Below are 17,974 nucleotides of genomic sequence, written 5' to 3'. Positions count from 1 at the left end.
CATGACCCCGCCACCCCTGCACGGCCTCCGATTCGCCTTCGGCACCCTGAGCGTGCTGCCCGTCAGGGTGAGCCGCTGGGACCGGGAAGCGGCGCGCGGCGGGATGCTGTGCGCCCCGCTCGTCGGGGTGGTCCTCGGCTGCGGTGCCGCCGCGGCAGGGCTTGTGCTGCTGTTCCTGGGCGCCGGTCCCCTCCTCGCCGCCATTGCCGGCGCCGCCGTCCCCGCCGTCCTGACCCGGGGGCTGCATCTCGACGGTCTCGCCGACACCGCCGACGGCCTCGGCAGCGGCAAGCCCGCCGAGGACGCGCTGCGGATCATGAAGCAGTCGGACATCGGGCCGTTCGGGGTCATCACGCTCGTGTTCGTGCTGCTGGCGCAGGTGGCCGCGCTGGCGCAGCTGTACGACGACTCGTGGGCCCGCGGCGCCCTCGCCACCGTCGTCTCGGCCGTCGCCGCCCGCCTCGCGCTCACCCTCGCCGCCCGCACCGGTGTGCCCGCCGCCCGGCCGGAGGGGCTGGGGGCGGCGGTTGCCGGCGTCGTTCCCGTACGGGGCGCGGTGGCCGTGGCCCTGGCCGTGACCGGCGTCGCCGCCGCGGCCGGAGCGCTGTTCGGGGCGTACGACATCGCCCGCACCGCCCTCGCGGTCCTCGCCGCGCTCGCCGCCGCCGAACTCCTCCTGCGGCACTGCACCCGCCGCTTCGGCGGCGTCACCGGTGACGTCTTCGGTGGGCTCGCGGAGACGGCGGCGACGACGGCGCTCGTCGTGCTGTCACTGGGCTGACGCCCCCATCACCGGGCGGGCGCCAGCCCGTGCGGCAACGTGCCCCACGGATGATCGCCCACGCCCGGCACCGCACAGTGCACGGTGGCCCCGCGGGCGCGCGCCGGCTCCGCCAGGTCGACGCCCGCCGGGACGCCGTACACCAGGTGGCACAGCCGCACTCCGGTGGCGGCCCGCCACGACTGCGGGCCGAGCCGGGTGTACGACGCCCAGGGCCCCTCGAAGGTGACCAGGAGGTCCGCGATCCTGGCGTACGACGGGTGCGGTGCCGTGCCGTGGTTCAGGGCGAGCGTGCCGCAGCCGGCACCCCAGGCTGCCGTCGCGAGCCGCTGATAGTGGCCGAACTCCTCGCGTCCGGCGGCGACCTGGTCGAGGAAGACGCCATCCGCGCGGTACCAGTCGCGGTGACGGGTGATGTCGTGTACGACGTCGGCGTGCGGCCTGCGGCCGTAGTCGGTGTCGGCGTAGCCGAGCACCCGTACGTCCACCGCCCGCAGGCGGGCCGCGACGTCGGCGAACGCCGGGTCGGGCGCGTCGCCGGGGCCGCCGGCCGGGTTCAGTACGACCCCGTAGAGGCGGGGCGCGGCGGCGATGATCGCGTCCCATTCGGCGGGGCGGACGGACGGGTGCTCGTAGTAGGGGATCAGCAGGTCGGTCATCGGTGAGCGGTCACTCTCCCCAACAGGGCGCAGACCAGGGCAGCCTGGGCCACCGCAGCCGTCCCGTGGACGATCAGGGCGACCCAGTGCGGATTGCCGGTGTGCGTCACCACGGCGACCGTCTGGGCGAGGGCGGCCGCACAGCAGATCGCCGCCGCGCCGGCCACCGCGCCGAAGGACTGGAGCAGCAGGGCCGTCCACAGGACCACACCCAGCAGGAGCAGACCGGCGAGGCGGACACCGGCGAAGCCCGAGGTGTGCGGCCACAGGGCCGAGGTGGCGAGGCTGAGCGCGAGCAGGGTGACCAGGTAGACGGCGAGGCACTCCACCACCGTCAGCACCGTCGTCCGCCAAAACGCCCTCGGTGTGCTGCTGGAGCGCAGGCCCGCCAGGCTGCCGCTGCGGAAGCGGTACAGCAGCCATTCGGCGGGGCCCATGCTGAGGGTGAGGGCGACTGCTGCGGGGGCGCTGCGCTGCTCGCCGGTGAGGATGTCGCCGAGGGCGGCGTGGAGGACCAGGACGCCGGTGGCCAGGCCGAACAGGGCGTACGGGAGGGATGCGAAGAGGCGGGGGCCCATTGTCGTGCGTCGGCTGCGGCTTCGTCGTGGCTTGTCGGGCCCACGCGGCGGTAGCCGCACATCGGATTCAGCCCCGCGCCCCTTGAGGGGCGCTACCTCACGGAGGCCAAGGGCGGCGACCACGGCAAGCGAGCCCAGCAGAAGGACGAGCCGTGCGGGCTCCGGCACCGGATATACCAACGCCGGCACCGCTCCCGCCGTCATCGGCAGCAACGCGGCCAGCAGGACCCGTTCGCGGCCCATCACCAGGAGGGCGGTGGCCGCGCCCAGGTAGACCGACTGGCCGGCTGCGAAGGCGACGGCGGCCGGGTGTGCGGCGCCCGCAACGATCAGGGCCACCAGGGCGCCGAGCAACGCGCCCACCGGCGCGCCCATGAGCAGGGCGCGGCGGGCGGCGCCGCGGTCGCCCAACCCCAGCCAGGAGTACGCCCGATGGGCGAGTCCCTGGTTCCACGTCCAGCCGACCAAGGCGCCGGCCAGCAGCGGAACCGTGCCCGCGGGGAGGCCGAAGTCGTCGTGCGGGCCGGCGAGCAGTGGGGCGCCGAGGACGTAGCCGAAGCCGGGGAGGGCGAAGACGACGCCGCGCAGGAGGCAGCCGAGCAGGCCCGTCCGCCAGGGGTCGTGGACCGGGCCGTCCGGCTCCGGGTAGCGGCGCTCGACCCGCTCGTACAGCTCCTCGGCGAGGGCGAAGGAGTTCTTGACGCCGTAGCGCTCGCGTATCCGGTCGTCCGAGAGGCCGTCGGACTCCAGGAGCGCGGCGATCTCGTCGGGGTGGACGGCGGCGGCTATGAAGTCGTCCAGGCGCGCGGCGAGTTCGTCGACGGGGTCGGGTCGGGCCCAGCTGGGCCGGTCGCGCTGGTGCGGGATGGCGGGCAGGGTGTCGGAGCGGGAGCCGGGCGGCATCCAGAGGCTGCCGCTCACCAGCCGGTTCCGTCCGTCGCGACCTTCTCGTACCAGGGGTCGCGCAGTTCGAGGGTCCAGTCGGCGACCGTCTCCAGCGTGGGCTCGTACACCTCGGGGCTGCCCGCGAGCTCCTGGTAGATCGTCCGGAAGTTGTCCACGGAGCGGCGCAGTGTGAAGCGGTCGATCACACGCTGCCGGGACAACTCGCCCAGTTTCAGGCGCCGTTCGTCGTCGCGGAGGAGGGTGAGGGCGGCGGCCGCCATCTTCTCCGGCTCGCGGGGTGGGACTACGAGTCCGGTGTCGCCGACGGCCTCGCGCACTCCCCCGACGTCCGTCGAGACGGTCGTACGGCCGCAGGACATGGCCTCGATGATGGAGAACGGAAAGCCCTCGGAGATGGACGACAGCATCACGAGGTGCCCGGCCGCGTAGGCGCGCCAGACCTCGGTGATGCGGCCCTCGAAGGTCAGGGCGTCCGTGACGCCGAGTTCGGCGGCGAGCTTCTCCAGCCTGGTGCGGTAGGCCTCGCCGCCGGGCGGGACCGGGCCGAACAGCCGCAGGCGGGTCTCCGGGAGCTCGGCGCGGACCATGGCGTAGGCCCGCAGCAGGGTCTCCAGGTCCTTGATGGGGTCGACACGGCCGCACCAGGTGAGGGTGGGTACCTCGGGCTCGGGGCCGGCGTGCGGGAAGGCGTGCGGGTCGACGCCGTTGTAGACGGTACGGATCTTGTCGGCGTCGGCGCCGCCGCGCTCCTCCCAGCGGCGGTTGTACTGGTTGCACGGGGTGATCAGGTCGGCCGTGCGGTAGCCGAGCGAGTTCAGCTCGCGGTAGAAGCCGAGCATGAACGCCTTCACGGGCCAGCGCTGGGCGTCGCTGCGGTAGCCGAGGTAACGCTCGCGCAGATAGATGCCGTGCTCGGTGAGGAGGAAGGGCACGCCGTCCAGCCTGCGGGCGGCGAGGGCCGGGAGGGTGGCGAATCCGCTGCTCACCGCGTGGGCGACCGAATCCTCGGGGATGCGGACTCCGAGGGGGCGCAGGGCGTGTTCGAGCAGGTCGGTCGCAGTCAGGGCGTCGTGGACGGTGGGACGGGCCGCCGCGGTCGCCAGATGCGGCATCGTCCATATCCACATCAGCGAGCGCAGCGCGGATTCCGTGCGCAGGGCCGCCGACAGGCGTCCGGCGCGGGCGAGTTCGGCCAGCTCGTCGAGGGCCTCGCCGAAGTCGCAGTGAGCCTCGGGGTCGAGGAAGGAGAGCAGGAAGCGCTCGTAGGCGTCGGTGAAGCGGCGCCGGGCCCGGCCGTACGGCGGTCGCTTGTGCCCCGGACGCGGGCCCCAGGTCGGTACGGAGGTGTGCCGGTAGACGTTGGCCGGCAGCTCCCAGGTGACGGGTTCCCGGCCGGTCCCGGTCAGCGACACGATGTGGAAGTCGACCTCCGGCATGCCCCTGACGAGCTGGTCGCACCAGGTGCTGACGCCGCCGTGGACGTGCGGATAGGTGCCTTCGGTGAGCATGGTGACATGACGGCCATGGCGCATCACGCGCGTTCCCCCCTGTGGAACAAGTCGGTGCCTCGGCTCGGAAGCGCACCCCGGCAGGTCGGTCGTGAGATGGCCGGGGTGCGCCTCAGGTCCGGCTGAGCCGCGCTACGGCAGCCTGAGCTTGAGAGCGGTCTGCAGCAGCCCCGGCGTGGTCCACGCCGAGCGCTCTCCCGCGTACGGCGTCCCGAACGCGGTGGTGCCGATGAGGAGTTGCTTGACGGTCCCCTGCGGTGCGGTCACCGGGATCTGGGTCCCGGACGGGGCGGTGACGGTGACCGTGTTGCCGATGCGGTACGCCGTTACGGAGCCCTTCGCGAGAGCGGACTGCCAGGCGGCGCGGCGCTGCAGCTCCGTGCCGATGGCGCTCTGCGCGAGGTTCTCCACCGGGGTGTTGTCGGCGAAGAGCGCCCGGTAGTCGGCGAGCACCTTGTCCAGGACCGGGTACAGCGTCCGGTCCTCGGCCAGGTTGGACTGGTGGGCGTAGTGCGGGCGCGGGTCGTTGCTGATGGCGTGCCCGAGGGCGGTGCGGGCCTCCAGCGGGACGATGTGGTCGTCGTAGCCGGTGGCCGTGTCCAGCGGCTCGTCCAGGCAGGTGGAGGCGGGGTTGTTCTCGCAGATGCCACTGCCGCCGTCCGCGGCGGAGGTGTAGATCCAGTTGTACTCGTCGGCCATCTCCTCCTCGGTACCGACGTTGTAGTACACGTTCATCGGATACCGGGGCACGGTCAGCGCGGCGCCGACCGGACGCTGGGCGGGGTCACGGGAGTTGTCCGAGGCGATCCACTTGACGCCGTTGTCGGCGAGGGCGCGGGCGAGGTTGGGGTTGTCGTCGGGCTGCTGCGGCAGGGTCTTCAGGCCCGAGTGCTCGCCGGTCACGAGTTCCGTGCGGTCGAGCGGGAGTCCCTTGGTGACGCCCCAGTTGTGGTTGTCCCTGATCTGGGCCGAGATGTCCGCGCGGCTCATGTACCGCGTGGAGCCGTCGGCGTTCTTGGCGCAGCTCCACGGCACGGTCGAGGTGTCCTGGACGCAGCCGAGGAAGGGGTGCGTGTAGGTGTGGTTGATCCAGCGGTACTGCGCCTTGTCGGCGAGCAGTTGGGTCGCGAGGGGGTCCGTGCCGCCGTTCTCGCTCTTCCACTCCTCGCCGGAGCCGGCGTTGTAGACCATGTCCAGCTTGAAGCCGCGCTCGCGCTGCCACTGTGCCGCACGGACCGCGTCCTCGGCCGTCATACGGATCGGCGGGGTCTCCTCGCCGCCACCGCCCACGCAGTCGATGTCACCGGGCGTGCAGTTGCGCTCGGTGTCCCAGCGGGCGTCGGGCGCGAAGACGTCGTCGACGTGCACCGCGAAGTAGTTGCGGGCCTGACCGAGGTGGACTCCCTGGGTCAGCCATTCGACGATGCCGCGGGCCAGGACGCGGAACTGCTGCTGGTACTGGTTGTACGCGAAGGTCACGACCAGTTGCCGGCGCCCGTCGTTGGTGTACTCGCCGACCAGGCTGCCGCGTCCGGAGCCGCCCGGCACGGGAACGTCGACGTAGCTGGTGAAGCCGGTGCGGGGGCGGGCGACGAAGCCGTAACTCTCCGGTACGGACGGGTCGTTGTCCTCGAACGCGAAGGCGCCGTCGAGATAGCCGAAGTACCCCGACTTCCCCTGGGCCGTGACCGAGGCCTGCTGTCCGTCGAGGCTGCCCGTCCAGCCGCCCTCGCTGGTGTAGTCGAGGCCGACGCCCGGGTGGGCCCAGGTGTAGGCGTCGACCTGCGGGATGCCGTAGGTCCGCTCGTAGCTCTCCAGCGCGGTCTGCTCCGCGGAACCCTCGCCGAAGGGGGCCTCGTTGGGCAGGACGACGCCCTGGAACTTGGCGCGGGGCGTGCCGCCCACCGTGTCGCTGAGGAACGCGGCGGTGACGGTCGGGCGGTCGGCGTCGGTCAGGTCGACGGTGGTGTACGGGATGCCGGTGCTCTTGAGCTGGGCGGTGATGGCCTGGACAGGGGCGTCGCCGTTGTCCACGACCAGCACCCTGAGATCGATGCGCGGCTCCCCCGCAGCCGCGGCGCCGGGTACCCCCAGCCCCAGCGACAGCAGACCGGCGGCCCCCAGAACGGCGGCCGTGTTTCTCCATCTGTGCGCACTCTGCGCCATTGATCGTTCCTTCCCCCCAGAAGATCCCCTTGTGGCCGGTTGCGATGAATCGGCGGAGGATCCGTGGAAATCATGCAAAGCGGCGAGCAGACAGCTCACCGGAACCAGACGAGTGTGACTCAGCTCACCGGTCCCGAGAATCAGGAAATGGCCGCGACGCCACCGACAGGTGAACGTCCGAAGGAATGAGCGAACGCTCACACGAGCGTAGGCTCATGGCGAGTGTTCGCCGTACCGGGGAAGGCCCCGCTGATACCGCACCCGTAGGTGGTAACTAGGGTCGGCCGTCGGGCCCGGTCGACCCACACCATTCGGCCACTGCAACTTCACATCGGAAGCGAGAATTCACCACCGTGACTGCTCTCACTCTCAGCACCGCCGCGGCGCCCGGCCTGCGCGCCGACGCGATCGTGATCGGTGTCGCCAAGGGCTCTGGTTCCAAGGCCGCTGGACCGGTCGTCGCACCGGGCGCCGAGGCCGTGGACAAGGCGTACGACGGCAAGCTCGCCGGCGTCCTGGAGACCCTCGGTGCCACCGGTGCCGAGGGCGAGGTGACGAAGCTCCCCGCGCCCGCCGGCTTCAAGACCCCCCTCGTGGTGGCTGTCGGCCTGGGTGCCGCGCCCGAGAAGGACGCCGACTACGACGGCGAGGCGCTGCGCAAGGCCGCCGGCGTCGCCGCCCGCGCCCTCACCGGCTCCAAGAAGGCCGCGTTCGCGCTGCCGCTGAACGACGCCGCCGACATCGGCGCCGTCGCCGAGGGCGTGCTGCTCGGGGCGTACGCCTTCGACGCGTACAAGGACAACGGCAAGAGCGACCGGGACAAGAAGAACGGCAAGGCTCCCCTCGCCGAGGCCGCGCTGCTCGGCGGCAAGTCCCGCGACAAGGAGCACAAGGCGGCGATCGAGCGCGCCACCGCCGTCGTCGAGGAGCTCAACCGCGCCCGCGACCTGATCAACACCCCGCCCAACGACCTCAACCCCGAGTCCTTCGCCGCGGTCGCCTCGACGGCCGCCAAGGAGCACGGCATCAAGGTGCAGGTGCTCGACGAGAAGGCGCTGACCAAGGGCGGCTACGGCGGCATCCTCGGCGTCGGCTCCGGATCGGCGGCCGGACCGCGGCTGGTGAAGCTGTCGTACACGCACTCCAAGGCCGACAAGCACCTCGCGCTCGTCGGCAAGGGCATCACCTACGACTCGGGCGGCATCTCGCTGAAGCCGGCCGGGCACAACGAGACGATGAAGTGCGACATGAGCGGCGCGGCCGCCGTGTTCGCCGCCGTCGTCGCAGCCGCGCGGCTCGGGCTGCGGGTGAACATCACCGGCTGGCTGGCGCTCGCCGAGAACATGCCGTCGGGGTCCGCCGTGCGTCCCGGTGACGTGCTGCACATGCTCAGCGGCAAGACCGTCGAGGTGCTCAACACGGACGCCGAGGGCCGGCTGGTGCTCGCCGACGCGCTGTGGGCGGCCTCGCAGGAGAAGCCGGACGCGATCGTGGACGTGGCGACGCTGACCGGAGCGATGGTGCTGGCGCTGGGCAACCGGACGTTCGGCGTCATGGGCAACGACGACGCGTTCCGCACCGCGATCGTGGAGGCGGCCGAGGAGGTCGGTGAGCCGTCCTGGCCGATGCCGCTGCCGGAGCACCTGCGCAAGGGGATGGACTCCCCCACCGCCGACATCGCCAACATGGGTGAGCGCATGGGCGGCGGGCTGGTCGCGGGGCTCTTCCTGCGCGAGTTCGTCGGCGAGGGCATCACCTGGGCGCACATCGACATCGCGGGTCCCGCGTTCAACGAGGGCGGGCCCTTCGGGTACACGCCGAAGGGTGGTACGGGGTCCGCGGTGCGGACGCTGGTACGGCTCGCCGAGCTGACGGCGGCCGGGGACCTGGGCTGACGTTGTCATGAGTGAGGGGGCTCCGCGCGCGGGTAGGGCGGAGCCCCCTCTTCCATGCCCTCCGCCATGCCCGCTCAACTGAACGTGGGACGTCTCACACACCGGCCCGGCGTCTCGTTCGGTGTGGACAAGTGCGAAGATGGGGCTCGGCAGGACAGGGCCCCACCACAGGGCCGAAGAAAGAGCGGCCGGACACCAGCCGCCGACCGGTCACCGCTGACCGGCGTAGGCGCACATGCATGGAGGACGTGACGTGGCGAACGACGCCAGCACCGTTTTCGACCTAGTGATCCTCGGCGGTGGTAGTGGCGGGTACGCCGCGGCCCTGCGCGGGGCGCAGCTGGGCCTGGACGTCGCCCTGATCGAGAAGGACAAGGTCGGCGGCACCTGCCTGCACCGGGGTTGCATCCCCACCAAGGCCCTGCTGCACGCGGGCGAGATCGCCGACCAGGCTCGTGAGAGCGAGCAGTTCGGTGTGAAGGCCAGCTTCGAGGGCATCGACATCGCCGGTGTCCACAAGTACAAGGACGGCGTGATCTCCGGCCTTTACAAGGGCCTGCAGGGACTCGTCGCCTCCCGCAAGGTGACCTACATCGAGGGTGAGGGCCGACTGTCCTCCCCCACCTCCGTCGACGTGAACGGCCGGCGCGTCCAGGGCCGCCACGTCCTGCTGGCGACCGGCTCCGTGCCGAAGTCGCTGCCGGGCCTGGAGATCGACGGCAACCGGATCATCTCCTCCGACCACGCCCTCGTCCTGGACCGCGTCCCGAAGTCGGCGATCGTCCTCGGCGGCGGTGTCATCGGCGTCGAGTTCGCCTCCGCCTGGAAGTCCTTCGGCACGGACGTCACCGTCATCGAGGGCCTGAAGCACCTCGTCCCGGTCGAGGACGAGAACAGCTCGAAGCTTCTTGAGCGCGCCTTCCGCAAGCGCGGCATCAAGTTCAACCTGGGCACCTTCTTCTCGAAGGCCGAGTACACCGCCGACGGCGTCAAGGTCACCCTCGCCGACGGCAAGGAGTTCGAGGCCGAGGTCCTGCTCGTCGCCGTCGGCCGCGGCCCGGTCTCCGCCGGTCTCGGTTACGAGGAGCAGGGCGTCGCCATGGACCGCGGCTACGTCCTCGTCGACGAGTACATGCGCACCAACGTGCCCACCATCTCCGCCGTCGGTGACCTCGTCCCGACCCTCCAGCTCGCGCACGTCGGCTTCGCCGAGGGCATCCTGGTGGCGGAGCGTCTGGCCGGTCTGAAGACCGTTCCGATCGACTACGACGGTGTCCCGCGGGTGACGTACTGCCACCCCGAGGTCGCCTCCGTCGGCATCACCGAGGCCAAGGCCAAGGAGATCTACGGCGCGGACAAGGTCGTCGCTCTCAAGTACAACCTCGCGGGCAACGGCAAGAGCAAGATCCTCAACACCTCGGGCGAGATCAAGCTCGTCCAGGTCAAGGACGGCGCCGTGGTCGGCGTCCACATGGTCGGCGACCGCATGGGCGAGCAGGTCGGCGAAGCCCAGCTGATCTACAACTGGGAGGCGCTGCCCGCCGAGGTCGCCCAGCTCATCCACGCCCACCCGACGCAGAACGAGGCGCTCGGCGAGGCCCACCTGGCCCTGGCCGGCAAGCCGCTGCACTCGCACGACTGACCCTCGGTCGACGAAGCGACGACTCAGACTTCCGCAATTCGTAAGGAGCAACCGAAACCATGGCGGTTTCCGTAACCCTTCCGGCGCTCGGCGAGAGCGTCACCGAGGGCACTGTCACCCGCTGGCTGAAGGCCGAGGGTGAGCGCGTCGAGGCCGACGAGCCGCTGCTCGAGGTCTCCACCGACAAGGTCGACACCGAGATCCCCTCCCCCGCCGCCGGCGTCCTGGCCTCCATCAAGGTCGCCGAGGACGAGACGGTCGAGGTCGGTGCCGAGCTGGCCGTGATCGACGACGGCACGGGCGCCCCCGCTGCCGCCCCGGCCCCCGCCGCCGAGCCCGCCCCGGCCGCCGAGCCGGAGCCGGCCCCGCAGGCCGCTGCCCCGTCCACCGAGCAGGCCGCCCCGGCTCCGGCGCCCAGCGCCGAGGCCGCCTCCGGCGCCGGCTCCGCCGAGGGCACGGACGTCGTCCTGCCCGCGCTCGGCGAGTCCGTCACCGAGGGCACCGTCACCCGCTGGCTGAAGTCGGTCGGTGACAGCGTCGAGGCCGACGAGCCGCTGCTGGAGGTGTCGACGGACAAGGTCGACACCGAGATCCCCGCCCCCGCCTCCGGCACGCTGCTGGAGATCGTGGTCGGCGAGGACGAGACGGCCGAGGTCGGCGCCAAGCTGGCCGTCATCGGCGCCGCGGGTGCCGCTCCGGCGGCCGCCCCGGCCCAGGAGACCCCGGCCCCTGCCGCCGCTGCCCCGGCCGCGCCCGCGGCTCCGGCTGCCCCCGCCGCTCCGGCCGCGCCCGCCGCTGCCGCCCCGGCTCCGGCCCAGCCCGCCGCTCCGGCTCCCGCGCCGGCCGCCCCGGCCCCGGTCACCCCGGCTCCGGCTGCTCCGGCCGCCGCCAAGCCGACCGACGAGGGCGCCTACGTCACCCCGCTGGTGCGCAAGCTCGCCGCCGAGAACGGCGTCGACCTGGCCGCCGTCAAGGGCACCGGCGTCGGCGGCCGCATCCGCAAGCAGGACGTCATCGCCGCCGCCGAGGCCGCGAAGACCGCCGCCGCTGCTCCGGCTCCCGTCGCTGCCGCGCCGGCCGCCAAGAAGGCGCCGTCCCTGGAGGCCTCTCCCCTCCGTGGCCAGACCGTCAAGATGCCGCGCATCCGCAAGGTCATCGGCGACAACATGGTCAAGGCGCTGCACGAGCAGGCGCAGCTGTCGTCGGTCGTCGAGGTCGACGTCACGCGCCTGATGAAGCTGCGCGGCCGGGCGAAGGACTCCTTCGCCGCCCGCGAAGGCGTCAAGCTCTCCCCGATGCCGTTCTTCGTCAAGGCCGCGGCCCAGGCGCTGAAGGCGCACGCGCCCGTCAACGCCAGGATCAACGAGGCCGAGGGCACGATCACCTACTTCGACACCGAGAACATCGGTATCGCGGTGGACTCGGAGAAGGGCCTGATGACCCCGGTCATCAAGCACGCGGGCGACCTCAACATCGCCGGCATCGCCAAGGCCACGGCCGACCTGGCGGGCAAGGTCCGCGCCAACAAGATCACGCCCGACGAGCTGTCCGGCGCGACCTTCACCATCTCCAACACCGGTTCGCGCGGTGCGCTCTTCGACACGATCATCGTGCCGCCGGGCCAGGTCGCGATCCTCGGTATCGGCGCCACGGTCAAGCGCCCGGCCGTCATCGAGACGGAGGAGGGCACGGTCATCGGCGTCCGCGACATGACGTACCTGACCCTGTCCTACGACCACCGCCTGGTGGACGGTGCCGACGCGGCCCGTTACCTGACGGCGGTCAAGGCGATCCTGGAGGCCGGCGAGTTCGAGGTCGAGCTCGGCCTGTAAGGACGCTGCCGGCCGAATGCGGCCTGCCCGTACGACGATGCCCTCTCCTCGGACTTCCGGGGGGAGGGCATCGCCATTGTGTCGATCCGACCGAGCGTGTAAGTCTCCGTGTAAGTCTCGTCTCACCTGCACCAAAGCGCCCCCGTGCGCCCCTCCGGCGGAGCCTCCCGGCCTTATTGTCTAAACGTCAAACGCGCCCTAAGGAGCTCTCATGACCGCCCCCGTCATCCACTCGCTGCGCGAACAGATCCGCGAGCACATCCTGGAGGGGATCATCAGCGGGCGCTGGCAGCCGGGCGAGCGGATCGTGGAACGGCGGATCGCCACCGAGCTGGAGGTCAGCCAGACACCGGTGCGGGAGGCGCTGCGTGAGCTGGAGTCGCTGCGGCTGATCGAGTCCGCGCCCAACAAGGGCGTGCGGGTACGGAGTCTGACCGCGGCCGACCTGGAGGAGAGCTACCCGGTCCGGGCCGGTTTGGAGGCCATCGCCGCGGAACTCGCGGCCGACCGCCTCTCGGAGGACTGCTCCGCCCTGGAGCCGCATGTCGCCGCTCTGTACGAGGCCGACCGCCTCTCGGACGGCACGGCCCAGGTGCGGCACACGGTCGCCTTCCACCGGGAGCTGGTGCGGGCGGCGGGCAACTCGGTGCTGCTGCACACCTGGGAGGGCCTCGGCATCGAGGTGTTCACGGCCCTTTCCATCCGCTGGCTGGGGACGGTGCAGCAGTCGTACGCGGAGGAGCACGAGGAGCTGGTGGCGGCGTTCCAGCGCCGGGATCCGCGCATCGCCGAGATGGTCAAGGCCCACGTACTCGGGTGCGCACCGCGGCACGAAGGCGAATAGCACAGCTCCCTTCCCTGCTCCCCAGGACGCGGGCCGCGATCCGGTGGTGGCGGCCACGGTGGGGTCCCTGGTGGTGCCGGGCGTCGGCGGCGGGGGCGGTGCTGGGGCCCGCGGTGGCCCGGTGCGCCGTCGATGCGCTGGGGAAAGTTCACCCGCAGGAAACCCGTGCGCGGCCTGCCGGATGACATCGGCCCGGACAAAGGAGCCGTACCCCCGCACGACGCACACGAAAGGCGGCGACCATGCCGCAGATACTCGGCACGATCCTGACCCAGGTGGCGATCGCCCTCGTCGAGGCCGTTCTGGTGCGCCTGGCCATGCAGCTGTGGAAGGCGTTCGCCACGAGCGCGCGTCCGGCGGCCGCGCACGCCTGAGCCGGCCGCGCAGACCCCGTCGCTGCATTTACACACCGCGCACCCCCGGGTTCCCATCCCTTACCGAGAGCCGAGCGCGCGCAAGCTAGCCGCCCACAACTCATGTGAGCAGGGAAAACGCGGCACCGCGTGCCTGCTCTCCCGGCACCGGATGCCAATTTTCGCGGTATAGGGACCTTTTAGCCCTCCACCCTTTGATCGATCATCGATCAGGGAGTTACAGTCGCCGACGGGCTTGCACCCAAGCCCTCCGCCCTGTCCTGCCAAAGACAAAGGGCACCCCCGAACCCTTGCCGATGAGGGAACCCCCTTCGACTGAGGAAGGCGGCGACATGACCGACCCCAACGCCATCCAGCCGAGCGCGCTCGACCAGCTCCCCGACCGTGATCCGGAGGAGACCGCCGAATGGCAGGCCTCGCTGGACGCGGTAGCCAAGGCAGCCGGTCCGCACCGCGCCGCATACCTGATGCGCCGGACGCTGGAGCGGGCCGAGGGCACCGGCATCGCGCTGCCCAAGCTCCTCGAGACCGACTACGTCAACACCATCCCCACCCCCGCCGAGCCGTCCGCGCCCGGTGACGAGGCGCTGGAAGCCCGTATCACCGCGTGGAACCGCTGGAACGCGGCGGCCATGGTGACCCGCGGCTCCAAATACGGCGTCGGCGGCCACATCGCCACCTTCGCCTCCGCGGCCTGGCTCTACGAGACCGGCTTCAACCACTTCTTCAAGGGCAAGGAGGCGGACGGCTCCGGCGACCAGCTGTACATCCAGGGCCACGCCTCCCCCGGCATCTACGCCCGCGCCTTCCTCGACGGCCGCCTGAACGAGCAGCAGCTCGACAACTTCCGCCAGGAGGCCGGCGGCAACGGACTCCCGTCGTACCCGCACCCCCGCCGCCTGCCCTGGCTGTGGGAGTTCCCGACGGTGTCCATGGGCCTCGGCCCGCTCTCGGCCATCTACCAGGCCCGTTTCAACCGCTACCTCACCAACCGCGGCATCAAGGACGTCTCCGCGTCCCACGTGTGGGCGTTCCTCGGTGACGGCGAGATGGACGAGCCCGAGTCGACGGCGGCACTCGCCCTGGCCTCCCGCGAGGGCCTGGACAACCTGACCTTCGTCATCAACTGCAACCTGCAGCGCCTCGACGGCCCGGTCCGCGCCAACTTCAAGATCGTGCAGGAGCTGGAGGCCCAGTTCCGTGGCGCCGGCTGGAACGTCGTCAAGACGCTCTGGGGTACGGCGTGGGACGAGCTGTTCCAGCTCGACACGACGGGCGCGCTCGTACGCCGGCTGCGCGAGGTACCCGACGCGCAGGTGCAGACGTACCAGACCCGCGACGCCGCCTACATCCGCCAGGACTTCTTCGGCAAGGACCCGGAGCTCGCCGAGATGGCGAAGCTGCTGAGCGACGACAAGATCCTGGAGTGCTTCCACCTCTCCCGCGGTGGCCACGAGGCGCGCAAGGTGTACGCCGCCTACAAGGCCGCCGTCGAGTTCAAGGGCGCGCCGACGGTCATCCTGGCCCAGACGGTCAAGGGCCACACCCTCGGCGAGGGCTTCGCGTCGAAGAACGCCAACCACCAGATGAAGAAGCTGACGGTGGACGAGTTCAAGACAATGCGTGACCTGCTCGAACTGCCCATCTCCGACGCGCAGTTCGTCGACGGGGTCGTCCCCTACGGCCACCCCGGCGCCGACTCCCCCGAGGTCCGCTACCTCCAGGAGCGCCGCGCGGCCCTCGGCGGCCCGGCCCCGGCCCGCCGCGTCCACCCGGTGGCGCCGCTGCCCGCCCCCGCCGAGAAGGCGTTCGCCTCCTTCGACAAGGGCTCCGGCTCCCAGAACGTGGCCACCACCATGGCCTTCGTCCGCCTGATCAAGGACCTGGTCCGCGACAAGGAGTCGGGCAAGCGCTGGGTGCCGATCGTCCCCGACGAGGCGCGCACCTTCGGTATGGAGAGCCTCTTCCCGTCCCTGGGCATCTACTCGCCCAAGGGCCAGACGTACGAGCCGGTCGACCGCGACCAGCTCATGTACTACAAGGAGGCCCAGAACGGCCAGATCCTCAACGAGGGGATCACCGAGGCCGGTTCGATGGCCGACTTCATCGCCGCGTCGACCGCGTACTCCACGCACGGCGAAACGATGATCCCGTTCTACATCTTCTACTCGATGTTCGGCTGGCAGCGCACGGCCGACCAGATGTGGCAGCTCGGCGACCAGCTCGGCCGCGGCTTCCTCGTCGGCGCGACGGCGGGCCGTACGACGCTGACGGGCGAGGGCCTGCAGCACGCCGACGGTCACTCGCCGGTGATCGCGGCGACGAACCCGGCCGCCCTGACGTACGACCCGGCGTTCGCGTACGAGGTCGCGGCGATCGTCAAGGACGGTCTGCGCCGGATGTACGGCGAGGCGGCCCCGGGCGAGGACCAGAACGTCTTCTACTACCTCACCGTCTACAACGAGCCGCTCCCGCAGCCCGCGAAGCCCGCCGTGGACGGCGTGGACGAGGGCATCGTCAAGGGCCTGTACCGCTTCAACACGGCGGAGTCGGCCGGCCTGTCGCCGGTGGCGAACGCCCCGCGCATCCAGCTGCTCGGCTCCGGCACGGCGATCCACTGGACGCTCAAGGCGCAGCAGCTGCTCACCGAGGAGTGGGGCGTGGCGGCCGACGTCTGGTCGGCGACGTCCTGGACGGAGCTGCGCCGGGACGCCCTCGAAGCCGACGCGGCCCTGCTGCGCGGCGAGGAGCGGATGCCGTACGTCCGTCAGGCGCTCCAGGGTGCCGAGGGCCCGGTCCTTGCGGTCTCCGACTACATGCGCCAGGTTCCCGACCAGATCGCGCAGTGGGTCGAGCAGGACTACTCCTCGCTGGGCGCGGACGGCTTCGGCCTCTCCGACACCCGCGAGGCGGCCCGCCGCCACTTCGGCGTCGACGCCGAGTCGATCGTCGTCGCGGCCCTGGCCCAGCTCGCGAAGCGGGGCGAGGTCAAGGCGACGGCCGTGAAGGAAGCGCGCGAGAAGTACGGCCTGTAAGGCAGGAGCACGGACGAAGGGGTACGGCGGCCGCCGTACCCCTTCGTCGTTTGTGGGCCGTCGTCAGTGGGGCCGTCGTCAGTGGGTTCGTCGTCGGCGGGTTCGTTGTCAGTGGGCCCCGGCATGATGGCCGTATGCGTGCTGCCCGGCTCATCAAGATGGTGCTGCTTCTCCAGTCCCGGCCCGCCATGACCGCGGCCGAACTCGCGCGTGAGCTGGAGGTCTCCGAGCGGACCGTCACCCGGGACGCGCAGGCCCTGTCCGAGGCCGGGGTCCCGGTGTACGCGGATCGGGGGCGGGCCGGCGGCTACCGGCTCATCGGCGGGTACCGGACCAGGCTGACGGGGCTCGGGCGGAGTGAGGCCGAGGCGCTGTTCCTGAGCGGCGTTCCCGGCGCGCTGCGGGAGATGGGGCTGGAGGACGCCGCCTCCGCCGCCACGCTGAAGGTGTCGGCGGCCCTGATGCCCTCATTGCGGGACGCCTCCCGTTCCGCCGCCCAGCGGTTCCATCTGGACGCCCCGAACTGGTTCAAGGAGCCGAAGACACCCGAGCTGCTGCCGGTCGTCGCGGACGCGGTGTGGGACGACCGGCGGATCGTGGCCCGGTACCGGCGCGGGGAGAGCGAGGTCGGCCGGGAGCTGGAGCCGTACGGGCTCGTGCTGAAGGCGGGGGTCTGGTATCTGTGCGCCCGCGTGGCGGGGCACGGCTCGTACCGGGTGTACCGCATCGACCGGTTCACCGCCGTGGACCGGGGCGAGGAGCGGTTCGAGCGGGACGGGGAGTTCGATCTGCCGGGTTTCTGGGAGGAGCGGGCCGAGCAGTTCGCGCGGTCCCTGCTGCGGGCCGAGGTCGTGGTGCGGGTGTCGCCGGGCGGGGTGCGCCGGTTGCCGTACACCGTCGATCCGCAGTCCGCACGGGAGGCGCTGCGGGCGGCGGACGCGCCTGACGCGGACGGCTGGGTGACGCTGACGCTCCCCGTGGAGTCCGAGGAGGTCGCCCACACCCAGCTCGCGGCGCTCGGGCCGGAGATCGAGGTGCTGGCGCCGCAGTCGCTGAGAGAGCGGTTCACGGACGACGCGATACGGCTGGCCGCGCTGTACGGGGCCTGACCCGGACGCCCGCCGGGCCCGGTCCTGCCCGGCCGCCCAAGGCCCGTACGCCCATAACAATCCGTCGCACTCCACGTGCGCCCCACCCGCACAGGGCCGATGCTGGACCCGTGATGGACGAGACGGAGTTCTGGGAGCTGGTGGACGGCGCCCGTGAGGCCGCCGAGGGCGACCCCGAGGAGCAGGCCGACCTGCTGGTGGAGCGGCTGCTCCAGCAGGACCCCGACTCGGTGCTCGACTTCGCCCGTCACTTCGAGGCCCGCTACAACCGCGCGTACACCTGGGACCTGTGGGGCGCCGCCTGGGTTCTGCTGGACGGGGCCAGCGACGACGCGTTCGACTTCTTCCGGTGCTGGCTGATCGGCCAGGGCCGCGAGGTGTACGAGGGCGGTGTGCACGACCCCGACTCGCTCGCCGACCTGCTGGACGACTTCGACGAGGAGTTCGACGGCGACGCCGAGGAGCTCGGCTATGCCGCGGACGAGGCCTACGAACAGCTCACCGGCACCGTCGCCCCCGACCTCGGCATCCCGCCCGCGCCCCCGGAACCGGAGGGCACACCGGTCGACTTCGAGAACGAACGGGCGCTGGCGGACCGGTATCCCAAGCTGTGGGAGCGGTTCAAGGACTGAGACAGGTGTTGGG

13 protein-coding genes are annotated in these 17,974 nt (G+C 71.4%); 9 read left to right on the top strand and 4 right to left on the bottom strand.

The window, feature by feature from the left end; translation table 11 throughout:
• Position 1 precedes the first annotated feature (1 nt).
• On the top strand, positions 2–781 hold the full coding sequence (locus OG331_RS35270) for an adenosylcobinamide-GDP ribazoletransferase (protein ID WP_406210499.1): 780 nt from the start codon (positions 2–4) through the stop codon (positions 779–781).
• 8 nt (positions 782–789) lie between these two features.
• Here the strand turns inward: OG331_RS35270 and OG331_RS35265 are convergent, their stop codons facing one another.
• The 4 genes from OG331_RS35265 to OG331_RS35250 all read right to left on the bottom strand — a co-directional run bounded on the left by OG331_RS35265 (position 790) and on the right by OG331_RS35250 (position 6,598).
• Entirely contained in the window at positions 790–1,440 is a 651-nt protein-coding gene (locus OG331_RS35265) for a spherulation-specific family 4 protein (protein ID WP_406203864.1), read from the bottom strand.
• The gene (locus OG331_RS35260; protein WP_406203861.1) at positions 1,437–2,939 is read right to left on the bottom strand and encodes a hypothetical protein; all 1,503 of its coding nucleotides are present in this window, start codon (positions 2,937–2,939) and stop codon (positions 1,437–1,439) included. Before OG331_RS35260 ends, OG331_RS35265 begins: the two co-directional genes overlap by 4 nt.
• A complete protein-coding gene (gene pelF, locus OG331_RS35255) occupies positions 2,936–4,456 on the bottom strand; it encodes a GT4 family glycosyltransferase PelF (RefSeq protein ID WP_406203858.1) in 1,521 nt (506 codons plus the stop codon). Before pelF ends, OG331_RS35260 begins: the two co-directional genes overlap by 4 nt.
• A 108-nt stretch (positions 4,457–4,564) precedes the next feature.
• The gene (locus OG331_RS35250; protein ID WP_406203856.1) at positions 4,565–6,598 is read right to left on the bottom strand and encodes a hypothetical protein; all 2,034 of its coding nucleotides are present in this window, start codon (positions 6,596–6,598) and stop codon (positions 4,565–4,567) included.
• A gap of 353 nt (positions 6,599–6,951) precedes the next feature.
• Here OG331_RS35250 and OG331_RS35245 point away from each other — a divergent pair, with 353 nt between their 5' ends.
• The 8 genes from OG331_RS35245 to OG331_RS35210 all read left to right on the top strand — a co-directional run bounded on the left by OG331_RS35245 (position 6,952) and on the right by OG331_RS35210 (position 17,961).
• Positions 6,952–8,493 carry a leucyl aminopeptidase gene (locus OG331_RS35245; RefSeq protein ID WP_406203853.1) on the top strand — a complete coding sequence of 514 codons (1,542 nt, stop codon included), beginning with the start codon at positions 6,952–6,954 and terminating at the stop codon, positions 8,491–8,493.
• A gap of 253 nt (positions 8,494–8,746) precedes the next feature.
• Positions 8,747–10,135, top strand: a complete 1,389-nt coding sequence (gene lpdA / locus OG331_RS35240) for a dihydrolipoyl dehydrogenase (protein ID WP_328428260.1) — start codon at positions 8,747–8,749, stop codon at positions 10,133–10,135.
• 59 nt (positions 10,136–10,194) lie between these two features.
• On the top strand, positions 10,195–11,967 hold the full coding sequence (sucB, locus tag OG331_RS35235; protein WP_406203849.1) for a 2-oxoglutarate dehydrogenase, E2 component, dihydrolipoamide succinyltransferase: 1,773 nt from the start codon (positions 10,195–10,197) through the stop codon (positions 11,965–11,967).
• Positions 11,968–12,178: 211 nt separating this feature from the next.
• The gene (locus OG331_RS35230; protein WP_328882140.1) at positions 12,179–12,811 is read left to right on the top strand and encodes a GntR family transcriptional regulator; all 633 of its coding nucleotides are present in this window, start codon (positions 12,179–12,181) and stop codon (positions 12,809–12,811) included.
• Between the two features lie 242 nt (positions 12,812–13,053).
• Entirely contained in the window at positions 13,054–13,185 is a 132-nt protein-coding gene (locus tag OG331_RS35225; protein WP_406203845.1) for a hypothetical protein, read from the top strand.
• Between the two features lie 332 nt (positions 13,186–13,517).
• Complete coding sequence (gene aceE / locus OG331_RS35220; protein ID WP_406203842.1) at positions 13,518–16,220, top strand: pyruvate dehydrogenase (acetyl-transferring), homodimeric type; 2,703 nt, start codon at positions 13,518–13,520, stop codon at positions 16,218–16,220.
• A gap of 134 nt (positions 16,221–16,354) precedes the next feature.
• Entirely contained in the window at positions 16,355–17,329 is a 975-nt protein-coding gene (locus OG331_RS35215; protein ID WP_406203839.1) for a helix-turn-helix transcriptional regulator, read from the top strand.
• Between the two features lie 113 nt (positions 17,330–17,442).
• Positions 17,443–17,961, top strand: a complete 519-nt coding sequence (locus OG331_RS35210; RefSeq protein ID WP_328884497.1) for a DUF4240 domain-containing protein — start codon at positions 17,443–17,445, stop codon at positions 17,959–17,961.
• Positions 17,962–17,974: the final 13 nt, after the last annotated feature.

Source organism: Streptomyces sp. NBC_01017 (assembly GCF_045162795.1).
GTDB lineage: Bacteria > Actinomycetota > Actinomycetes > Streptomycetales > Streptomycetaceae > Streptomyces > Streptomyces machairae.
The sequence above is the reverse complement of the archived record's forward strand: the minus strand, read 5'-3'. Positions and strand labels throughout refer to the sequence as shown.

Bases quoted from the DNA above. Each gene is read 5' to 3' on its own strand.
- OG331_RS35230 (WP_328882140.1), top strand. From the start codon at position 12,179: ATGACCGCCCCCGTCATCCACTCGCTGCGCGAACAGATCCGCGAGCAC.
- pelF (WP_406203858.1), bottom strand. From the start codon at position 4,456: ATGCGCCATGGCCGTCATGTCACCATGCTCACCGAAGGCACCTATCCG.
- OG331_RS35215 (WP_406203839.1), top strand. From the start codon at position 16,355: ATGCGTGCTGCCCGGCTCATCAAGATGGTGCTGCTTCTCCAGTCCCGG.
- OG331_RS35250 (WP_406203856.1), bottom strand. From the start codon at position 6,598: ATGGCGCAGAGTGCGCACAGATGGAGAAACACGGCCGCCGTTCTGGGG.
- sucB (WP_406203849.1), top strand. From the start codon at position 10,195: ATGGCGGTTTCCGTAACCCTTCCGGCGCTCGGCGAGAGCGTCACCGAG.
- aceE (WP_406203842.1), top strand. From the start codon at position 13,518: ATGACCGACCCCAACGCCATCCAGCCGAGCGCGCTCGACCAGCTCCCC.
- OG331_RS35270 (WP_406210499.1), top strand. From the start codon at position 2: ATGACCCCGCCACCCCTGCACGGCCTCCGATTCGCCTTCGGCACCCTG.
- OG331_RS35225 (WP_406203845.1), top strand. From the start codon at position 13,054: ATGCCGCAGATACTCGGCACGATCCTGACCCAGGTGGCGATCGCCCTC.
- OG331_RS35210 (WP_328884497.1), top strand. From the start codon at position 17,443: ATGGACGAGACGGAGTTCTGGGAGCTGGTGGACGGCGCCCGTGAGGCC.
- OG331_RS35265 (WP_406203864.1), bottom strand. From the start codon at position 1,440: ATGACCGACCTGCTGATCCCCTACTACGAGCACCCGTCCGTCCGCCCC.